At 55.0% G+C, this 16,850-nt stretch carries 14 protein-coding genes; all 14 read left to right on the top strand.

The genetic code is table 11. The features are described 5' to 3' along the window. Positions 1–393: 393 nt before the first annotated feature. The 14 genes from leuO to murG all read left to right on the top strand — a co-directional run bounded on the left by leuO (position 394) and on the right by murG (position 16,804). Positions 394–1,338 carry a transcriptional regulator LeuO gene (gene leuO, locus DFO52_RS15000; protein WP_029741223.1) on the top strand — a complete coding sequence of 315 codons (945 nt, stop codon included), beginning with the start codon at positions 394–396 and terminating at the stop codon, positions 1,336–1,338. 380 nt (positions 1,339–1,718) lie between these two features. After that, entirely contained in the window at positions 1,719–3,443 is a 1,725-nt protein-coding gene (gene ilvI / locus DFO52_RS14995; RefSeq protein ID WP_029741224.1) for an acetolactate synthase 3 large subunit, read from the top strand. A 1-nt stretch (position 3,444) separates the two neighbouring features. Beyond that, the gene (gene ilvN, locus DFO52_RS14990) at positions 3,445–3,936 is read left to right on the top strand and encodes an acetolactate synthase small subunit (protein ID WP_023310389.1); all 492 of its coding nucleotides are present in this window, start codon (positions 3,445–3,447) and stop codon (positions 3,934–3,936) included. A 179-nt stretch (positions 3,937–4,115) separates the two neighbouring features. Continuing rightward, positions 4,116–5,123, top strand: coding sequence for a catabolite repressor/activator (gene cra, locus DFO52_RS14985; protein WP_008501993.1), 1,008 nt, complete (start codon positions 4,116–4,118; stop codon positions 5,121–5,123). Positions 5,124–5,722: 599 nt separating this feature from the next. Continuing rightward, a complete protein-coding gene (mraZ, locus tag DFO52_RS14980) occupies positions 5,723–6,181 on the top strand; it encodes a division/cell wall cluster transcriptional repressor MraZ (RefSeq protein WP_021240528.1) in 459 nt (152 codons plus the stop codon). A gap of 2 nt (positions 6,182–6,183) precedes the next feature. Continuing rightward, entirely contained in the window at positions 6,184–7,125 is a 942-nt protein-coding gene (gene rsmH, locus DFO52_RS14975; protein WP_023310390.1) for a 16S rRNA (cytosine(1402)-N(4))-methyltransferase RsmH, read from the top strand. Further along, the gene (ftsL, locus tag DFO52_RS14970) at positions 7,122–7,487 is read left to right on the top strand and encodes a cell division protein FtsL (protein ID WP_008501989.1); all 366 of its coding nucleotides are present in this window, start codon (positions 7,122–7,124) and stop codon (positions 7,485–7,487) included. The genes rsmH and ftsL overlap by 4 nt, the downstream gene beginning before the upstream one ends. Before the next feature lie 15 nt (positions 7,488–7,502). Continuing rightward, entirely contained in the window at positions 7,503–9,269 is a 1,767-nt protein-coding gene (locus DFO52_RS14965; RefSeq protein WP_133550672.1) for a peptidoglycan glycosyltransferase FtsI, read from the top strand. Further along, entirely contained in the window at positions 9,256–10,749 is a 1,494-nt protein-coding gene (gene murE / locus DFO52_RS14960; protein ID WP_133550671.1) for a UDP-N-acetylmuramoyl-L-alanyl-D-glutamate--2,6-diaminopimelate ligase, read from the top strand. The genes DFO52_RS14965 and murE overlap by 14 nt, the downstream gene beginning before the upstream one ends. Then, positions 10,746–12,104 carry a UDP-N-acetylmuramoyl-tripeptide--D-alanyl-D-alanine ligase gene (murF, locus tag DFO52_RS14955; protein WP_133550670.1) on the top strand — a complete coding sequence of 453 codons (1,359 nt, stop codon included), beginning with the start codon at positions 10,746–10,748 and terminating at the stop codon, positions 12,102–12,104. Before murE ends, murF begins: the two co-directional genes overlap by 4 nt. Further along, on the top strand, positions 12,098–13,180 hold the full coding sequence (gene mraY / locus DFO52_RS14950; RefSeq protein WP_008501985.1) for a phospho-N-acetylmuramoyl-pentapeptide-transferase: 1,083 nt from the start codon (positions 12,098–12,100) through the stop codon (positions 13,178–13,180). The genes murF and mraY overlap by 7 nt, the downstream gene beginning before the upstream one ends. A gap of 2 nt (positions 13,181–13,182) precedes the next feature. Next, positions 13,183–14,499: a UDP-N-acetylmuramoyl-L-alanine--D-glutamate ligase gene (gene murD / locus DFO52_RS14945; RefSeq protein WP_045355138.1), complete on the top strand. Its 1,317-nt coding sequence runs from the start codon at positions 13,183–13,185 to the stop codon at positions 14,497–14,499. After that, entirely contained in the window at positions 14,499–15,743 is a 1,245-nt protein-coding gene (gene ftsW, locus DFO52_RS14940) for a cell division protein FtsW (protein WP_023310395.1), read from the top strand. Before murD ends, ftsW begins: the two co-directional genes overlap by 1 nt. Further along, a complete protein-coding gene (gene murG, locus DFO52_RS14935) occupies positions 15,740–16,804 on the top strand; it encodes an undecaprenyldiphospho-muramoylpentapeptide beta-N-acetylglucosaminyltransferase (protein ID WP_133550669.1) in 1,065 nt (354 codons plus the stop codon). Before ftsW ends, murG begins: the two co-directional genes overlap by 4 nt. The last annotated feature ends 46 nt before the right edge of the window (positions 16,805–16,850 follow it).

Genomic DNA, 16,850 nt, shown 5'->3' with positions numbered 1-16,850 from the left:
AGTGAGTGAAATGTCTTGAAAAGGATGCTTTGTGCTTAAAGAGTTTGGATATCATTAAGTTATAAATGCAGTGAATCTATTTCTGAGTGCTAAAAAACGAACGGAGATAACAGGTTGTTAACTAAATGTAGGGCGATAGCAATAACAGTTTAATAATGCTTAAGTCATCATTAACCTGATGGTAATTGTATATTTGTTTGGTTTATGGTTTCATTCAGATCCTAAAGTCAAACATATCATTTTTGCTCATTAATTTTCGTTAATATAGAGTCTTTATATATTCCGAATTTTAAATAATTCTCTTTCGCTGATCGTATTTGCATGATAAATCATATTTTTCGAGATTATTACAGTACGTTGGCAAAGGAGTGTAGCGTGACAGTGGAGTCAGAAGTGCCAGAAAATAATATTAAACAGTCTCAAGCTACTGATGGGATTAAACCGCAGTTACGCACGGTGGATCTGAATCTTCTGACGGTGTTTGATGCGGTCATGCAGGAACAGAATATCACCCGCGCGGCTCAAGCGTTGGGGATGTCACAACCTGCGGTGAGCAATGCCGTTGCCAGACTTAAGCTCATGTTTAACGACGAATTATTTGTTCGTTACGGGAGGGGGATCCAGCCTACGGCACGCGCATTCCAGCTGTTCGGCTCCATCCGCCAGGCGTTGCAACTGGTCCAAAATGAGCTGCCGGGATCGGGCTTTGAACCTTTAAGCAGCGAGCGCGTATTTCATCTTTGTGTCTGCAGCCCATTAGATAATTATTTAACGTCAATTATCTATAATAAAGTTGAAGAGATCGCACCAAATATCCATCTTGTTTTTAAATCATCTCTGAATCAAAACACGGAACATCAGTTACGCTATCAGGAGATCGAATTCGTTCTGGGATATGAAGAGTTCCGTCGTCCGGAATTTTCCTGCGTGCCGCTGTTTAAAGATGAAATGGTTCTGGTCGCCAGTAAAAAACACCCGCGCCTGAATTCCCCGCTGCGAGAAAACGATGTTTATAACGAGCAGCACGCCGTTGTTGCGCTCGACAGATATGCATCCTTTAGCCTGCCGTGGTATGACACTGCGGATAAACAGGCGAGCGTGGCTTATCAGGGCATGGCCATGGTCAGCGTATTAAACGTGGTTTCCCAGACACAGCTGGTGGCAATTGCGCCGCGCTGGCTGGCAGAAGAGTTTTCTGACCCTTTAAATCTGCAAATTTTGCCTCTGCCGCTCAAGCTAAATAGCCGTACCTGTTATCTTTCCTGGCATGAAGCCGCGGGCCGGGATAAAGGACATCAGTGGATGGAAGAGTTGCTGGTTGGCATCTGCCGCCGGTAAACGCATCAGGATAAATCGCATCGGTTTATGTGGTTTATCCTGAGTTTTTTTAGATAATTGCTATTTTGTTCTGTGAGGCTTTTTTTCGTGCTGCTCTCCGGCGCGCAAAAATAGATGATTTCCTGCATTGTCGCGGTTTTCAGCGATGATTTATCACCCCATCCTCTATTCTCAGAGGAATTAACCATATCTTCTGATAACAGCTGCTTTTTCTGCTTTACACACCGTTTATCTCACCGGGTTTGCTAATTGCCTGCCTCATAACGAGCGGTTAAGGTAAAGAACACTCTGCAAAATATAAGATTGGTTTATCCCAATCGTAAGACGGTGCGGAAATGAATTCGGCAGTCCGTCTATAACAAAATGCCTGGAGGCAAAGCATGGAGATGTTGTCTGGCGCGGAAATGGTCGTTCGGTCGCTGATCGATCAGGGCGTAAAGCAAGTGTTCGGCTACCCTGGCGGTGCGGTCCTCGATATTTATGATGCGCTGCATACGGTTGGGGGCATTGACCATGTTCTGGTACGTCACGAGCAGGCGGCGGTACACATGGCTGACGGCCTGGCACGTGCGACGGGTGAAGTGGGCGTGGTATTAGTCACGTCCGGCCCCGGTGCGACAAACGCCATTACCGGCATTGCGACGGCCTATATGGACTCCATTCCGCTGGTGATCCTCTCCGGGCAGGTGGCAACCTCACTGATTGGCTACGATGCGTTTCAGGAGTGCGACATGGTCGGGATTTCGCGTCCCGTTGTGAAGCACAGCTTCCTGGTCAAGCAAACAGAAGACATTCCCGGCATACTGAAAAAAGCCTTCTGGCTGGCGGCGAGCGGACGCCCGGGACCGGTGGTGGTCGATCTACCTAAAGATATTCTCAACCCGGCAAACAAGCTGCCTTATGTCTGGCCGGAATCGGTAAGCATGCGCTCTTATAACCCCACAACGCAGGGGCATAAAGGTCAGATCAAGCGAGCGTTGCAAACGCTTCTGGCGGCCAAAAAACCGGTGGTCTATGTCGGTGGCGGGGCGATCAACTCTGCCTGTGAAGCCCAGCTTCGTGAACTGATTGAAAAGCTTAACCTTCCCGTTGCGTCGTCGCTGATGGGGCTGGGGGCGTTCCCTGCCACACATCGTCAGGCGCTGGGGATGCTGGGTATGCACGGCACCTATGAAGCCAACATGACAATGCATCATTCCGATGTGATCTTTGCCGTCGGCGTGCGCTTTGACGATCGCACCACCAACAACCTGGCGAAGTATTGTCCGAACGCCACCGTGCTGCACATTGATATCGATCCAACGTCAATTTCAAAAACGGTGTCGGCTGATGTGCCGATCGTCGGCGATGCCCGTCAGGTTCTGGAGCAAATGCTGGATCTGCTGACCCAGGAGAGTGCAACCCAGCCGCTGGATGAGATCCGCGACTGGTGGCAGCAGATTGAACAGTGGCGCGCGCGTCAGTGCCTGAAATATGACACGCAAAGTGAAAACATTAAGCCGCAGGCGGTCATTGAAGCGGTGTGGCGTCTGACGAAAGGTGAGGCGTACGTGACCTCAGACGTGGGACAGCATCAGATGTTTGCCGCGCTGTATTACCCGTTTGATAAACCGCGACACTGGATCAACTCCGGTGGTTTAGGAACGATGGGCTTTGGTCTGCCTGCCGCGCTGGGCGTGAAGCTGGCGCTGCCGAATGAAACCGTCGTCTGCGTGACGGGGGACGGCAGTATTCAGATGAATATTCAGGAGCTTTCTACCGCGCTGCAATATGAACTGCCGGTACTGGTGCTGAACCTGAATAACGGGTATCTCGGTATGGTCAAGCAGTGGCAGGATATGATCTACTCTGGCCGCCACTCCCAGTCCTACATGAAATCGCTGCCAGATTTTGTTCGTCTTGCTGAAGCTTATGGCCACGTAGGCATGCGGGTGACCGATCCGGCCGAGCTGGAAACGAAGCTCGCACAGGCGCTTGAGCACGTTAAAAACAACCGCCTCGTCTTTATGGATGTGATTGTTGATGGAACCGAGCACGTTTATCCGATGCATATTCGTGGTGGTGGTATGGATGAAATGTGGTTAAGCAAAACGGAGAGAACCTGATATGCGCCGGATATTATCTGTTTTACTGGAAAACGAGTCTGGCGCACTGTCGCGCGTCATTGGCCTTTTTGCGCAGCGCGGCTATAACATTGAAAGCCTGACCGTTGCCCCGACGGAAGACCCGACGCTGTCGCGCATGACGATCCAAACCGTCGGCGATGCCAAAGTACTTGAGCAAATTGAAAAACAGCTGCATAAGCTGGTCGATGTACTGCGTGTGAGCGAGCTGGGGCAGGGGGCCTACGTTGAACGTGAGGTCATGCTGGTGAAAATCCAGGCCAGTGGCTACGGGCGTGATGAAGTCAAACGCAATGCGGATATTTTCCGCGGACAGATTATCGACGTCACGCCTTCTCTTTATACGGTTCAGCTGGTCGGGACAAGCGACAAGCTGGATGCTTTCCTGGCGTCCGTGCGGGACGTCGCAAAAATTGTCGAGGTCGCGAGATCGGGTGTTGTGGGTCTGTCACGCGGCGAGAAAATCATGCGTTAGTTGTCAAAAAGGTTCGCCTCTTTCTGCCCGGTCACCAAAGCCGGGCTTTTTTTTGCGTAATCAGCCGACAACGCAGATAAAAGCGGTTGCCGCGAAGGCTTTTCTGCGTTTAGATGTTAAAAGATTTAACCATAACCTTGACAGGGCCATGGACTCTTTTCTTTTTTTAAGGGGCAATTGTGAAACTGGATGAAATCGCCCGGCTAGCCGGCGTGTCACGAACAACGGCCAGCTATGTGATTAACGGTAAAGCAAAGCAGTACCGTGTCAGCGACAAGACCGTTGAAAAAGTTATGGCGGTGGTTCGTGAGCATAACTACCATCCGAATGCTGTCGCAGCCGGTCTGCGTGCCGGGCGTACCCGCTCTATTGGTCTGGTGATCCCTGACCTGGAAAACACCAGCTATACCCGTATCGCCAACTATCTTGAACGTCAGGCGCGCCAGCGCGGCTATCAACTGCTGATTGCCTGCTCGGAAGACCAGCCCGACAACGAGATGCGCTGCATTGAGCATCTGCTCCAGCGCCAGGTGGATGCCATCATCGTGTCGACCTCCTTGCCGCCAGAGCATCCGTTCTACCAGCGCTGGGCGAACGACCCGTTCCCAATCGTTGCGCTGGATCGCGCGCTCGATCGCGAGCATTTCACCAGCGTCGTGGGTGCGGATCAGGATGATGCAGAAATGCTGGCCGCAGAGCTGAGAACATTCCCCGCTGAGACAGTGCTGTATCTTGGCGCGTTGCCCGAGCTTTCCGTGAGCTTCCTGCGCGAGCAGGGATTCAGAACCGCCTGGAAAGACGATCCGCGCGAGGTTCACTACCTCTATGCCAATAGCTACGAGCGTGAAGCCGCGGCACAGCTTTTCGAAAAATGGCTGGAAACGCACCCGATGCCTCAGGCGCTGTTCACCACCTCGTTTGCGCTGTTGCAGGGTGTCATGGATGTAACATTACGGCGTGAAGGTAAACTGCCCTCCGATCTGGCGATTGCCACGTTCGGGGATAACGAGCTGCTCGACTTCCTCCAGTGCCCGGTGCTAGCGGTAGCACAGCGTCACCGCGATGTGGCTGAACGCGTGCTGGAGATTGTGCTGGCAAGCCTGGATGAGCCGCGCAAACCGAAGCCGGGCCTCACGCGGATCAAACGTAATCTCTACCATCGCGGAATTTTAAGCCGCCAAAAATGAAATGACTGGGGCGGCGAAATCTGCCCCATTTTGTTGCGATAATTCGTGCGCATAATTCCCGGAGAGAAATTAGGATAATTCTTGAGAGATCCTAATCGCCTATTTTCTTAATTCATTCTGGCTTTTAAATTGGCCCTTTAAAGAACGTCCGGGCGATTTTAAACAGCTATCTTTGTATTAATTTGTTACAAACCCTCTTCGGCCGATGAATATTCAGACGTTTTTTCTCCTCCTTTGCCAGCTTCCGTGGCAACCGCCGCGCTTACCGGGTGCCCGAGTGAATCTGGCGCTGTTATCCCCTGAGAATCTGTCATAAAATGCTGCCCGCGTCGCAAACTGACACTTTATATTTATCTGCGATGATATTGAGTGAGCTTTAACGCTAGTGTGCATATTCGGTTTTTTTCTTACAAATATTCATAACGTTAATTTTGCCTCGCCAGTTGTGCAGTTATTAACCAGGACTGTTTATCTCTGTAAATAGAGGGCTTTCGAGTCCTTATAGGGAGAGTCCTGGCTTGACAAGCTTTTCCCTCGCTCCGTAAACTCCTTTAGGTGGGAATTTGTGGGTTAAAGTGGTGAGGAGGGGTGAGACTGGCATGTTCCGTGGAGCTACGTTAGTCAATCTCGACAGCAAAGGGCGTTTATCGGTACCAACCCGATACCGCGACCAGCTGATTGAGAACGCTGCGGGTCAAATGGTTTGCACCATTGACATTAACTCCCCCTGCCTGCTGCTTTACCCCTTGCCTGAATGGGAAATTATTGAGCAAAAGCTGTCGCGACTGTCGAGCATGAACCCGCAGGAACGCCGCGTGCAGCGGCTGTTATTGGGACATGCCAGTGAATGTCAGATGGATAACGCAGGGCGATTACTGATTGCGCCTGTGTTGCGGCAACATGCCGGTCTGACCAAAGAAGTGATGCTGGTCGGGCAGTTCAACAAGTTTGAACTGTGGGATGAAACGACCTGGTATCAACAGGTCAAGGAAGATATCGACGCTGAGCAGTCTGATTCCGCGACATTATCGGAACGGCTGCAGGACTTGTCTCTATAAATATGATGGAAAATTATAAACATAAAACGGTGTTACTGGACGAGGCCGTTAACGGTCTGAATATTCGTCCGGATGGCATCTACATTGATGGCACGTTTGGTCGCGGTGGTCACTCGCGTTTGATTCTCTCCCAGCTTGGAGAGGAAGGACGTCTGCTGGCAATCGATCGCGATCCGCAGGCAATTGCCGTTGCACAGACCATCAATGATCCACGCTTTTCCATCGTGCATGGACCTTTTTCTGCGCTCGCGGAATATGTAGCTGAGCGCGGCCTGACGGGCAAGATCGACGGGATTCTTCTCGATCTTGGCGTCTCTTCACCCCAACTTGATGATGCTGAACGTGGTTTCTCCTTTATGCGTGATGGTCCGCTGGACATGCGTATGGACCCGACGCGCGGTCAGTCTGCCGCTGAGTGGTTACAGACCGCTGACGAAGCCGATATTGCATGGGTCATCAAAACGTTCGGCGAAGAGCGCTTTGGCAAACGTATTGCGCGCGCCATCGTTGAGCGCAATCGCATTGAGCCAATGACCCGCACCAAAGAGTTGGCTGAGGTGATCGCGGCGGCGACACCGGTGAAGGATAAGCACAAACATCCCGCGACCCGTACCTTCCAGGCGGTTCGCATTTGGGTAAACAGTGAACTGGAGGAAATAGAGCTGGCGCTAAAAAGCTCGCTCGACGTGCTGGCCCCGGGTGGGCGGTTATCCATCATCAGCTTCCATTCGCTGGAAGACCGTATTGTGAAACGCTTTATGCGTGAACAAAGCCGCGGTCCACAGGTGCCAGCGGGGCTGCCGATGACGGAAGAACAACTCAGGAAGCTGGGTGGCCGTCAGTTGCGAGCATTAGGCAAGTTGATGCCGGGCGAAGAAGAAGTGGCAGAGAATCCACGCGCCCGTAGTTCAGTGCTGCGTGTTGCAGAGAGGACGAACGCATGATCGGCAGAGTGACAGAGACCCTAAGCAAAGTTAAGGATTCGTTAGGAAGCAACGAGCGCCATGCTTTGCCTGGCGTGATCGGCGACGATCTTTTGCGGTTTGGGAAACTGCCACTCTGTCTGTTCATTTGCATCATTGTCACGGCAGTTACGGTGGTGACCACCGCCCACCATACACGTTTATTGACTGCGCAACGCGAGCAGATGGTTCTGGAACGCGATGCGCTGGATATTGAATGGCGAAATCTGATCCTTGAAGAAAACGCGCTCGGCGATCACAGCCGGGTTGAACGGATCGCAACGGAAAAGCTGCAGCTGCAGCATGTTGATCCTTCGCAGGAAAATATCGTAGTACAAAAATAAGGGAAAACGCGACGCATGAAAGCAGCGGCAAAAACGCTAAAACCAAAACGTCAGGAAGAACAGGCCAACTTTATCAGTTGGCGTTTTGCGTTGCTTTGCGGCTGCATCTTACTCGCTCTGGGTTTTCTGCTGGGACGCGTGGCCTGGCTGCAAATCGTCGCCCCTGACATGCTGGTGCGCCAGGGCGACATGCGCTCCCTGCGCGTCCAGGAAGTGTCGACATCCCGCGGGATGATCACCGACCGTTCGGGTCGTCCGCTGGCCGTGAGCGTGCCGGTGAAGGCGATCTGGGCCGATCCGAAAGAGCTGCACGACGCAGGCGGCATCACGCTTGATAACCGCTGGAAGGCGCTTGCGGACGCGCTGAAGATGCCGCTGGACCAGTTAGCTTCACGCGTGAATACGAACCCGAGAGGGCGTTTTATCTATCTGGCGCGTCAGGTGAACCCTGACATGGCGGACTACATCAGAAAATTGAAGCTGCCGGGGATCCATCTGCGTGAAGAATCCCGTCGTTACTATCCTTCCGGCGAAGTGACCGCTCACCTCATTGGCTTTACTAACGTTGATAGCCAGGGGATTGAAGGCGTTGAAAAAAGCTTTGATAAATGGCTCACCGGCCAGCCGGGCGAACGCATTGTGCGTAAAGACCGCTATGGTCGCGTGATCGAGGATATTTCCTCAACGGACAGCCAGGCCGCACACAACCTTGCACTGAGTATCGATGAGCGGTTACAGGCGCTGGTTTACCGCGAGCTGAACAATGCCGTGGCCTTCAACAAAGCGGAATCGGGCAGTGCCGTGTTAGTCGACGTCAACACGGGTGAAGTGTTGGCGATGGCCAATAGCCCTTCCTACAACCCTAACAATCTCACCGGTACGCAGAAGGATGTTATGCGTAACCGTACCATCACCGACGTGTTCGAACCGGGTTCGACCGTTAAGCCGATGGTGGTCATGACTGCACTTCAGCGCGGTATCGTCAATGAAAACACGGTACTGAATACCATTCCATACCGAATTAACGGCCACGAAATTAAAGACGTGGCGCGCTACAGCGAATTGACCCTGACCGGGGTGTTACAGAAGTCGAGTAACGTCGGTGTTTCAAAGCTGGCGTTAGCGATGCCGTCCTCAGCGTTAGTAGAGACTTACTCACGTTTTGGGCTTGGAAAGGCGACCAATTTGGGGTTGGTCGGAGAACGCAGTGGCTTATATCCTCAAAAACAACGGTGGTCTGACATAGAGAGGGCCACCTTCTCTTTCGGCTACGGGCTAATGGTGACACCGTTACAGTTAGCGCGAGTCTACGCAACGATCGGCAGCTATGGCGTATATCGTCCGCTGTCGATTACCAAAGTTGATCCACCGGTTCCCGGCGAGCGTATCTTCCCGGAATCAACCGTTCGTACTGTTGTTCATATGATGGAAAGCGTAGCGCTGCCAGGCGGTGGCGGCGTGAAGGCGGCAATCAAAGGTTATCGCATCGCCATCAAGACCGGTACGGCGAAAAAAGTAGGGCCGGACGGCCGCTATATCAACAAATACATTGCCTATACCGCAGGCGTTGCGCCTGCAAGCAATCCGCGTTTTGCGCTGGTGGTCGTGATAAACGATCCACAGGCGGGTAAATACTACGGCGGCGCCGTCTCCGCGCCTGTGTTCGGGGCTATCATGGGCGGCGTGCTACGCACCATGAACATTGAACCGGATGCGCTGGCGACGGGCGAAAAAAGTGAATTTGTAATTAATCAAGGCGAGGGTACAGGTGGCAGATCGTAATTTGCGCGACCTTCTCGCTCCGTGGGTGCCAAATGCACCGGAGCGAGCACTGCGAGAGATGGTACTGGACAGCCGCGTGGCTGCTTCTGGCGATCTTTTTGTGGCGGTGGTCGGTCATCAGGCGGACGGGCGTCGTTATATCCCGCAGGCGATTGCGCAAGGTGTGGCTGCCATTATTGCTGAGGCGAAAGATGAGGCAACCGACGGTGAGATCCGTGAAATGCACGGTGTGCCGGTTATCTGTCTCAGCCAGTTGAACGAGCGTCTTTCCGCGCTGGCGGGACGTTTTTATCACGAACCTTCCGACCAGCTGCGTCTGGTTGGCGTGACGGGTACCAACGGTAAAACCACTACCACGCAGCTGATGGCGCAGTGGGCCCAGCTGCTGGGTGAAACCGGTGCGGTGATGGGTACCGTGGGTAACGGCCTGCTGGGCAAAGTGAGCCCGACGGAAAACACTACCGGCTCGGCGGTAGACGTACAGCATGTGCTTGCCGGTCTGGCAGGGCAGGGGGCAACCTTTGCTGCGATGGAAGTCTCTTCGCACGGTCTGGTTCAGCACCGTGTCGCGGCGCTGAAATTTGCTGCTTCCGTGTTTACCAACCTGAGCCGCGATCATCTTGATTATCATGGTGATATGGAGCATTACGAAGCCGCGAAATGGCTGCTGTTCTCTACTCACCATTACGGACAAGCCATCATCAACGCCGACGACGAAGTGGGCCGCCGCTGGCTGGCGAAGCTGCCGGATGCGGTTGCGGTGTCGATGGAAGACCATATCAATCCGAACTGCCACGGCCGCTGGCTGAAGGCGGTTGAGGTGAATTATCACGACAGCGGGGCGACAATCCGCTTTGCCTCTTCCTGGGGTGAAGGTGAAGGTGAAATTGAAAGCCGCCTGATGGGCGCGTTTAACGTCAGCAACCTGCTGCTGGCCCTGGCAACGCTGCTGGCGCTGGGTTATCCGATGGCTGAACTGCTGAAAACCTCAGCGCGTCTGCAGCCTGTTTGCGGACGTATGGAAGTGTTCAGCGCGCCGGGCAAGCCGACCGTTGTGGTTGATTATGCCCACACGCCGGATGCGCTGGAAAAAGCGCTGGAAGCGGCGCGCCTGCACTGCACAGGGAAGCTCTGGTGTGTGTTTGGCTGCGGCGGCGATCGCGATAAAGGCAAACGCCCGCTGATGGGGGCTATTGCCGAGCAGTTCGCAGATATTCCAGTTGTGACCGATGACAACCCGCGTACCGAAGAGCCGCGCGCCATCATCAATGACATTCTGGCGGGCATGCTGGACGCGGGCCGCGCTCGCGTGGTGGAAGGCCGTGCGGAAGCCGTGACCAACACCATCATGCAGGCGCGGGAGAATGATGTTGTCCTGCTGGCGGGTAAAGGCCATGAAGATTATCAGATCGTTGGCAATCGCCGTCTGGACTACTCGGACCGCGTAACGGCAGCACGCCTGCTGGGAGTCGTGGCATGATTAGCATCATGTTAAGCCAGGCCGCTGCTATTCTGCAGGGCGACCTGCACGGGCAAGACCTGACCATTGATGCCGTAACGACGGACACCCGCAAAATCACCGCAGGCTGTCTGTTTGTGGCGCTGAAAGGCGAGCGTTTTGACGCGCATGATTTCGCAGAACAGGCCAAAGAGAACGGTGCCGGTGCGCTGCTCGTCAGTCGCAGGCTCGATATCAATCTGCCACAAATTGTGGTGAAAGATACGCGTCTCGCGTTCGGTGAGCTGGCCGCCTGGGTTCGTCAGCAGGTCCCTACTCGCGTTGTCGCCTTGACCGGATCATCAGGCAAGACGTCGGTGAAAGAGATGACGGCGGCGATCCTCAGCCAGTGCGGGAATACGCTTTATACCGCGGGCAACCTCAATAATGACATCGGCGTGCCGATGACATTACTCCGCCTGACCAAAGAACATGAATTTGCGGTGATCGAGTTAGGGGCAAACCACCAGGGCGAAATCGCCTGGACCGTGAGCCTGACTCGCCCGGAAGCCGCGCTGGTGAATAACCTCGCGGCGGCGCATCTGGAAGGTTTTGGTTCGCTGGAAGGCGTGGCGAAAGCCAAAGGTGAGATTTACACCGGCCTGCCGGATGACGGCATCGCCATTCTGAATGCCGATAACAACGACTGGCTGAACTGGCAAAGCATCATCGGTTCGCGTAAAACCTGGCGCTTCTCGCCGAATGCGGCCAACAGTGATTTTACCGCGACCAATATCCACGTGACGTCGCACGGTACGGAGTTCACCCTCACCACCCCAACGGGTGGCGTTGATGTGCTGCTGCCGCTGCCGGGTCGTCATAACATCGCCAATGCGCTTGCGGCGGCGGCGCTGTCGACGGCGGTGGGCGCGTCGCATGAAGCGATTAAAACCGGGCTGGCGAACCTGAAAGCCGTGCCGGGACGTCTTTTCCCGATTCAGCTTTCGGAAAACAAGCTGCTGCTGGATGATTCCTACAACGCGAACGTTGGCTCAATGACGGCGGCGGTGCAGGTTTTATCTGAAATGCCGGGCTACCGCATCATGGTGGTTGGCGATATGGCTGAGCTGGGCGACGAAAGCGAAGCCTGCCATACGCAGGTCGGTGAAGCGGCGAAAGCGGCGGGGCTGGACTGCGTGCTGAGCGCAGGAAAACTGAGCCAGGCGATTAGCCATGCCAGCGGCGTAGGCGAGCATTTTGCTGATAAAACCGCGTTGATAGCGCGCCTTAAGGCGTTGATTACAGAAAAACAAATTGTGACTGTGTTAGTGAAAGGTTCACGTAGTGCCGCCATGGAAGAGGTTGTGCACGCATTACAGGAGAACGGGACATGTTAGTTTGGCTGGCCGAACATTTGGTCAAATATTATTCAGGCTTTAACGTCTTTTCGTATCTGACGTTTCGCGCCATCGTCAGCCTGCTGACTGCGCTGTTCATCTCGTTGTGGATGGGCCCGCGCATGATTGCCCGTCTGCAAAAACTCTCTTTCGGCCAGGTTGTGCGTAACGACGGTCCGGAATCGCACTTCAGCAAGCGCGGCACGCCGACGATGGGCGGGATCATGATCCTGACCGCCATCGTCGTTTCCGTGCTGCTCTGGGCGTATCCCTCCAACCCGTACGTCTGGTGCGTTCTGACGGTACTGGTGGGTTACGGGATCATCGGTTTTGTTGATGATTACCGCAAAGTCGTCCGCAAAGATACTAAGGGCCTGATCGCGCGCTGGAAATATTTCTGGATGTCGGTGATCGCGCTGGGCGTGGCCTTCGCGCTGTATCTGGCCGGGAAAGACACGCCAGCCACCGAGCTGGTCGTGCCGTTCTTTAAGGACGTGATGCCGCAGCTGGGGCTGTTCTACATCCTGCTGGCCTACTTTGTGATTGTCGGTACCGGTAACGCCGTTAACCTGACCGACGGTCTGGATGGTCTGGCAATTATGCCAACCGTCTTTGTGGCTGCCGGTTTTGCGCTGGTGGCGTGGGCGACCGGTAACATGAACTTTGCAAATTACCTGCACATCCCTTATCTGCGCCACGCGGGTGAGTTGGTGATCGTCTGTACGGCGATTGTCGGCGCGGGGCTGGGCTTCCTGTGGTTCAATACCTATCCGGCGCAGGTCTTTATGGGTGACGTCGGTTCTCTGGCTTTAGGCGGTGCGCTCGGCATTATCGCCGTACTGCTGCGCCAGGAGTTCCTGCTGGTGATCATGGGCGGCGTGTTTGTGGTTGAAACCCTGTCGGTGATTTTGCAGGTCGGTTCCTTCAAGCTGCGCGGTCAGCGCATCTTCCGTATGGCGCCGATTCACCACCACTATGAACTGAAAGGCTGGCCGGAGCCGCGCGTGATTGTGCGCTTCTGGATTATTTCGCTGATGCTGGTGCTGATTGGCCTGGCAACGCTGAAGGTACGTTAATCATGGCAGATTACCAGGGCAAAAAAGTCGTTATCATCGGGTTGGGCCTCACGGGGCTCTCCTGCGTGGACTTTTTCCTCGCACGCGGCGTGACGCCACGCGTGATGGATACGCGTGTCTCTCCGCCGGGTCTGGACAAACTGCCGGAACAGGTTGAACGCCACCTTGGTGGTCTGAATGATGACTGGCTGCTGGCAGCCGATCTGATTGTCGCCAGCCCGGGTATGGCGCTGGCGCATCCTTCGCTGAGCGCTGCCGCGGATGCGGGCGTTGAGATTGTCGGCGATATCGAGCTGTTCTGCCGCGAAGCCCAGGCGCCCGTTATCGCCATTACCGGTTCTAACGGTAAAAGCACCGTCACCACCCTGGTGGGTGAAATGGCGAAAGCGGCGGGAATGAACGTCGGCGTTGGCGGTAACATTGGTTTACCTGCTCTGATGCTGCTGGACAAAGGCTGCGAGCTGTATGTTCTTGAGCTTTCCAGCTTCCAGCTGGAAACCACCTCCAGCCTGCACGCTGCGGCTGCGACGATCCTCAACGTGACTGAAGATCATATGGACAGGTATCCATTTGGTCTGCAGCAGTACCGTGCCGCCAAGCTCCGCGTTTATGAAAATGCCAAAGTCTGCGTTGTAAACGCCGATGACGCGCTGACCATGCCCGTACGCGGTGCAGACGATCGCTGTATTAGCTTCGGTATCACGATGGGGGATTACCACCTGAACCGTCAGCTGGGCGAAACCTGGCTGCGCGTGAAAGGTGAGAAAGTGCTCAACGTGAAAGAGATGAAGCTCTCAGGTCAGCACAACTATACCAATGCCCTGGCGGCGCTGGCGCTGGCGGATGCAGTAGGGCTGCCGCGCTCCTCCAGCCTGAAAGCGTTAACCACGTTTTCTGGTCTGGCGCACCGTTTCCAGCTGGCGCTGGAGCACAACGGCGTGCGCTGGATCAACGACTCCAAAGCTACCAACGTGGGCAGCACCGAGGCCGCGCTCAACGGTCTGCACGTTGACGGCACCCTGCATTTGCTGCTGGGCGGCGACGGTAAATCAGCTGATTTCTCCTCCCTGAAGCCGTATCTCGCCGGAGATAACATCCGCCTGTACTGCTTCGGCCGTGACGGCAGCGAGCTGGCTGAACTGCGCCCTGAGGTTGCCGAGCAAACCGAAACCATGGAACAGGCTATGCGGCTGATTGCTCCTCGCGTGAAGCCAGGCGATATGGTGCTGCTCTCTCCGGCCTGTGCCAGCCTCGATCAATTCAAGAATTTCGAACAGCGTGGTGATGTCTTTACCCGCCTGGCGAAGGAGTTAGGCTAATGCGTTTATCTCTCCCTCGCCTGAAAATGCCGCGCCTGCCAGGATTTGGGATCCTGGCATGGGTGTTTGCGGCGCTCAAAGGCTGGGTGATGGGCTCTCGTCAAAAAGATAACGACAGCCTGGTCATGTACGATCGCACGCTGTTCTGGCTCACGATGGGGCTGGCGGCGGTCGGCTTCATTATGGTGACGTCAGCCTCAATGCCCGTCGGGCAGCGTCTGGCGAACGATCCTTTCCTGTTTGCCAAGCGTGATGGTCTTTACATCATCCTGGCGTTCTGCCTGGCGCTGGTGACCTTGCGGTTGCCGATGGAGTTCTGGCAGCGGCACAGTACGGCGATGCTGATCGCCTCGATTATTATGCTGCTGATCGTACTGGTGGTGGGGAGCTCTGTTAACGGGGCATCGCGCTGGATCGCCTTTGGCCCTCTGCGCATTCAGCCTGCGGAATTTACCAAGCTCTCCCTGTTCTGCTACCTGGCTAACTACCTGGTGCGTAAGGTTGATGAAGTGCGTAACAACCTGCGCGGCTTCTTAAAACCGATGGGCGTGATTCTGGTGCTGGCGGTATTACTGCTGGCGCAGCCTGACCTCGGTACCGTTGTCGTGCTGTTCGTTACCACTCTGGCGATGCTGTTCCTGGCGGGCGCGAAGCTGTGGCAGTTCATCGCTATCATCGGGATGGGTATTTCGGCGGTTGTACTGCTGATCCTCGCCGAGCCTTACCGTATTCGCCGTGTGACCTCATTCTGGAACCCTTGGGAAGATCCGTTCGGCAGCGGTTATCAGCTGACGCAGTCGCTGATGGCCTTTGGTCGCGGTGAAGTCTGGGGGCAGGGGCTGGGTAACTCGGTACAGAAACTGGAATATTTACCGGAAGCGCACACTGACTTCATCTTCTCCATTATTGCGGAAGAACTGGGTTATATCGGTGTGGTATTAGCGCTATTAATGGTATTCTTCGTCGCTTTCCGCGCCATGTCCATCGGCCGGAAAGCGCTGGAGATCGATCACCGCTTCTCAGGATTCTTAGCCTGCTCAATTGGTATCTGGTTTAGCTTCCAGGCATTGGTTAACGTCGGGGCCGCAGCGGGTATGCTGCCGACCAAAGGTCTGACGTTGCCGTTGATCAGTTATGGTGGTTCCAGTCTGTTGATTATGTCGACGGCCATCATGTTTTTGTTGCGCATAGATTATGAAACGCGTCTGGAAAAAGCCCAGGCGTTTACACGAGGTTCACGATGAATCAACCGAAGCGGTTAATGGTGATGGCAGGCGGTACCGGTGGACACGTGTTCCCGGGACTGGCGGTTGCGCACCATTTAATGGATCAGGGCTGGCAGGTACGCTGGCTGGGAACCGCAGACCGCATGGAGGCCGAACTGGTGCCGAAGCACGGTATCGAGATCGACTTTATTCGTATTTCCGGCCTTCGGGGCAAGGGCCTTAAGGCAATGCTGCTGGCACCGGTGCGTATTTTTAACGCCTGGCGTCAGGCGCGCACCATCATGAAGCGCTTTAAGCCCGATGTGGTGCTGGGCATGGGCGGCTATGTCTCGGGTCCTGGCGGGCTGGCGGCGTGGTCGTTAGGCATTCCCGTTGTGCTGCATGAACAGAACGGTATTGCCGGACTGACCAACAAGTGGCTGGCGAAAATCGCTACCAAAGTTATGCAGGCGTTTCCCGGCGCGTTCCCGAAAGCGGACGTGGTGGGTAACCCGGTGCGTGTGGACGTGCTGGCGCTGCCGCTGCCGGATGCTCGCCTGACGGGCCGTGAAGGGCCGGTTCGAGTACTGGTTGTCGGCGGCTCTCAGGGCGCGCGTGTCCTAAACCAGACGATGCCGCAGGTTGCCGCAAAGCTGGGTGATACCGTGACGATCTGGCACCAGAGCGGAAAAGGCGCTCAGCATACCGTTGAGCAAGCTTACGCCGAGGCGGGGCAGCCGCAGCATAAAGTTACAGAGTTTATCGACGACATGGCGGCAGCGTATGCCTGGGCCGATGTCGTTGTTTGTCGTTCAGGCGCGCTGACGGTGAGCGAGATTGCCGCCGCGGGTCTGCCGGCCCTGTTTGTGCCGTTCCAGCACAAAGACAGACAGCAGTACTGGAATGCGCTGCCGCTTGAGAAAGCCGGAGCCGCGAAGATATTTGAACAGCCACAATTTACCGCCGACGCGGTCGCCACCACCCTGGCGGGCTGGAACAGAGACGCACTGCTGGAGATGGCGCAACGCGCGCGCGCGGCCGCTATCCCTGATGCGACGGAACGGGTGGCAAAAGAAGTGAGCCTGGCAGCCCAGGCTTAACCCTCGCAGCGCGTGTTGCGCTGCACGAATTTTAAGTAGTCGATGG

Source organism: Enterobacter sp. AG326, assembly GCF_004362415.1.
GTDB classification, from domain to species: Bacteria; Pseudomonadota; Gammaproteobacteria; order Enterobacterales; family Enterobacteriaceae; genus Enterobacter; species Enterobacter asburiae.
The sequence above is the reverse complement of the archived record's forward strand: the minus strand, read 5'-3'. Positions and strand labels throughout refer to the sequence as shown.

Excerpts from the sequence above, each read along its gene's own strand:
- murF (WP_133550670.1), top strand. The coding sequence starts at position 10,746 with ATGATTAGCATCATGTTAAGCCAGGCCGCTGCTATTCTGCAGGGCGAC.
- mraZ (WP_021240528.1), top strand. The coding sequence starts at position 5,723 with ATGTTCCGTGGAGCTACGTTAGTCAATCTCGACAGCAAAGGGCGTTTA.
- ftsW (WP_023310395.1), top strand. The coding sequence starts at position 14,499 with ATGCGTTTATCTCTCCCTCGCCTGAAAATGCCGCGCCTGCCAGGATTT.
- ilvI (WP_029741224.1), top strand. The coding sequence starts at position 1,719 with ATGGAGATGTTGTCTGGCGCGGAAATGGTCGTTCGGTCGCTGATCGAT.
- ilvN (WP_023310389.1), top strand. The coding sequence starts at position 3,445 with ATGCGCCGGATATTATCTGTTTTACTGGAAAACGAGTCTGGCGCACTG.
- DFO52_RS14965 (WP_133550672.1), top strand. The coding sequence starts at position 7,503 with ATGAAAGCAGCGGCAAAAACGCTAAAACCAAAACGTCAGGAAGAACAG.
- mraY (WP_008501985.1), top strand. The coding sequence starts at position 12,098 with ATGTTAGTTTGGCTGGCCGAACATTTGGTCAAATATTATTCAGGCTTT.
- ftsL (WP_008501989.1), top strand. The coding sequence starts at position 7,122 with ATGATCGGCAGAGTGACAGAGACCCTAAGCAAAGTTAAGGATTCGTTA.
- murG (WP_133550669.1), top strand. The coding sequence starts at position 15,740 with ATGAATCAACCGAAGCGGTTAATGGTGATGGCAGGCGGTACCGGTGGA.
- rsmH (WP_023310390.1), top strand. The coding sequence starts at position 6,184 with ATGATGGAAAATTATAAACATAAAACGGTGTTACTGGACGAGGCCGTT.
- murD (WP_045355138.1), top strand. The coding sequence starts at position 13,183 with ATGGCAGATTACCAGGGCAAAAAAGTCGTTATCATCGGGTTGGGCCTC.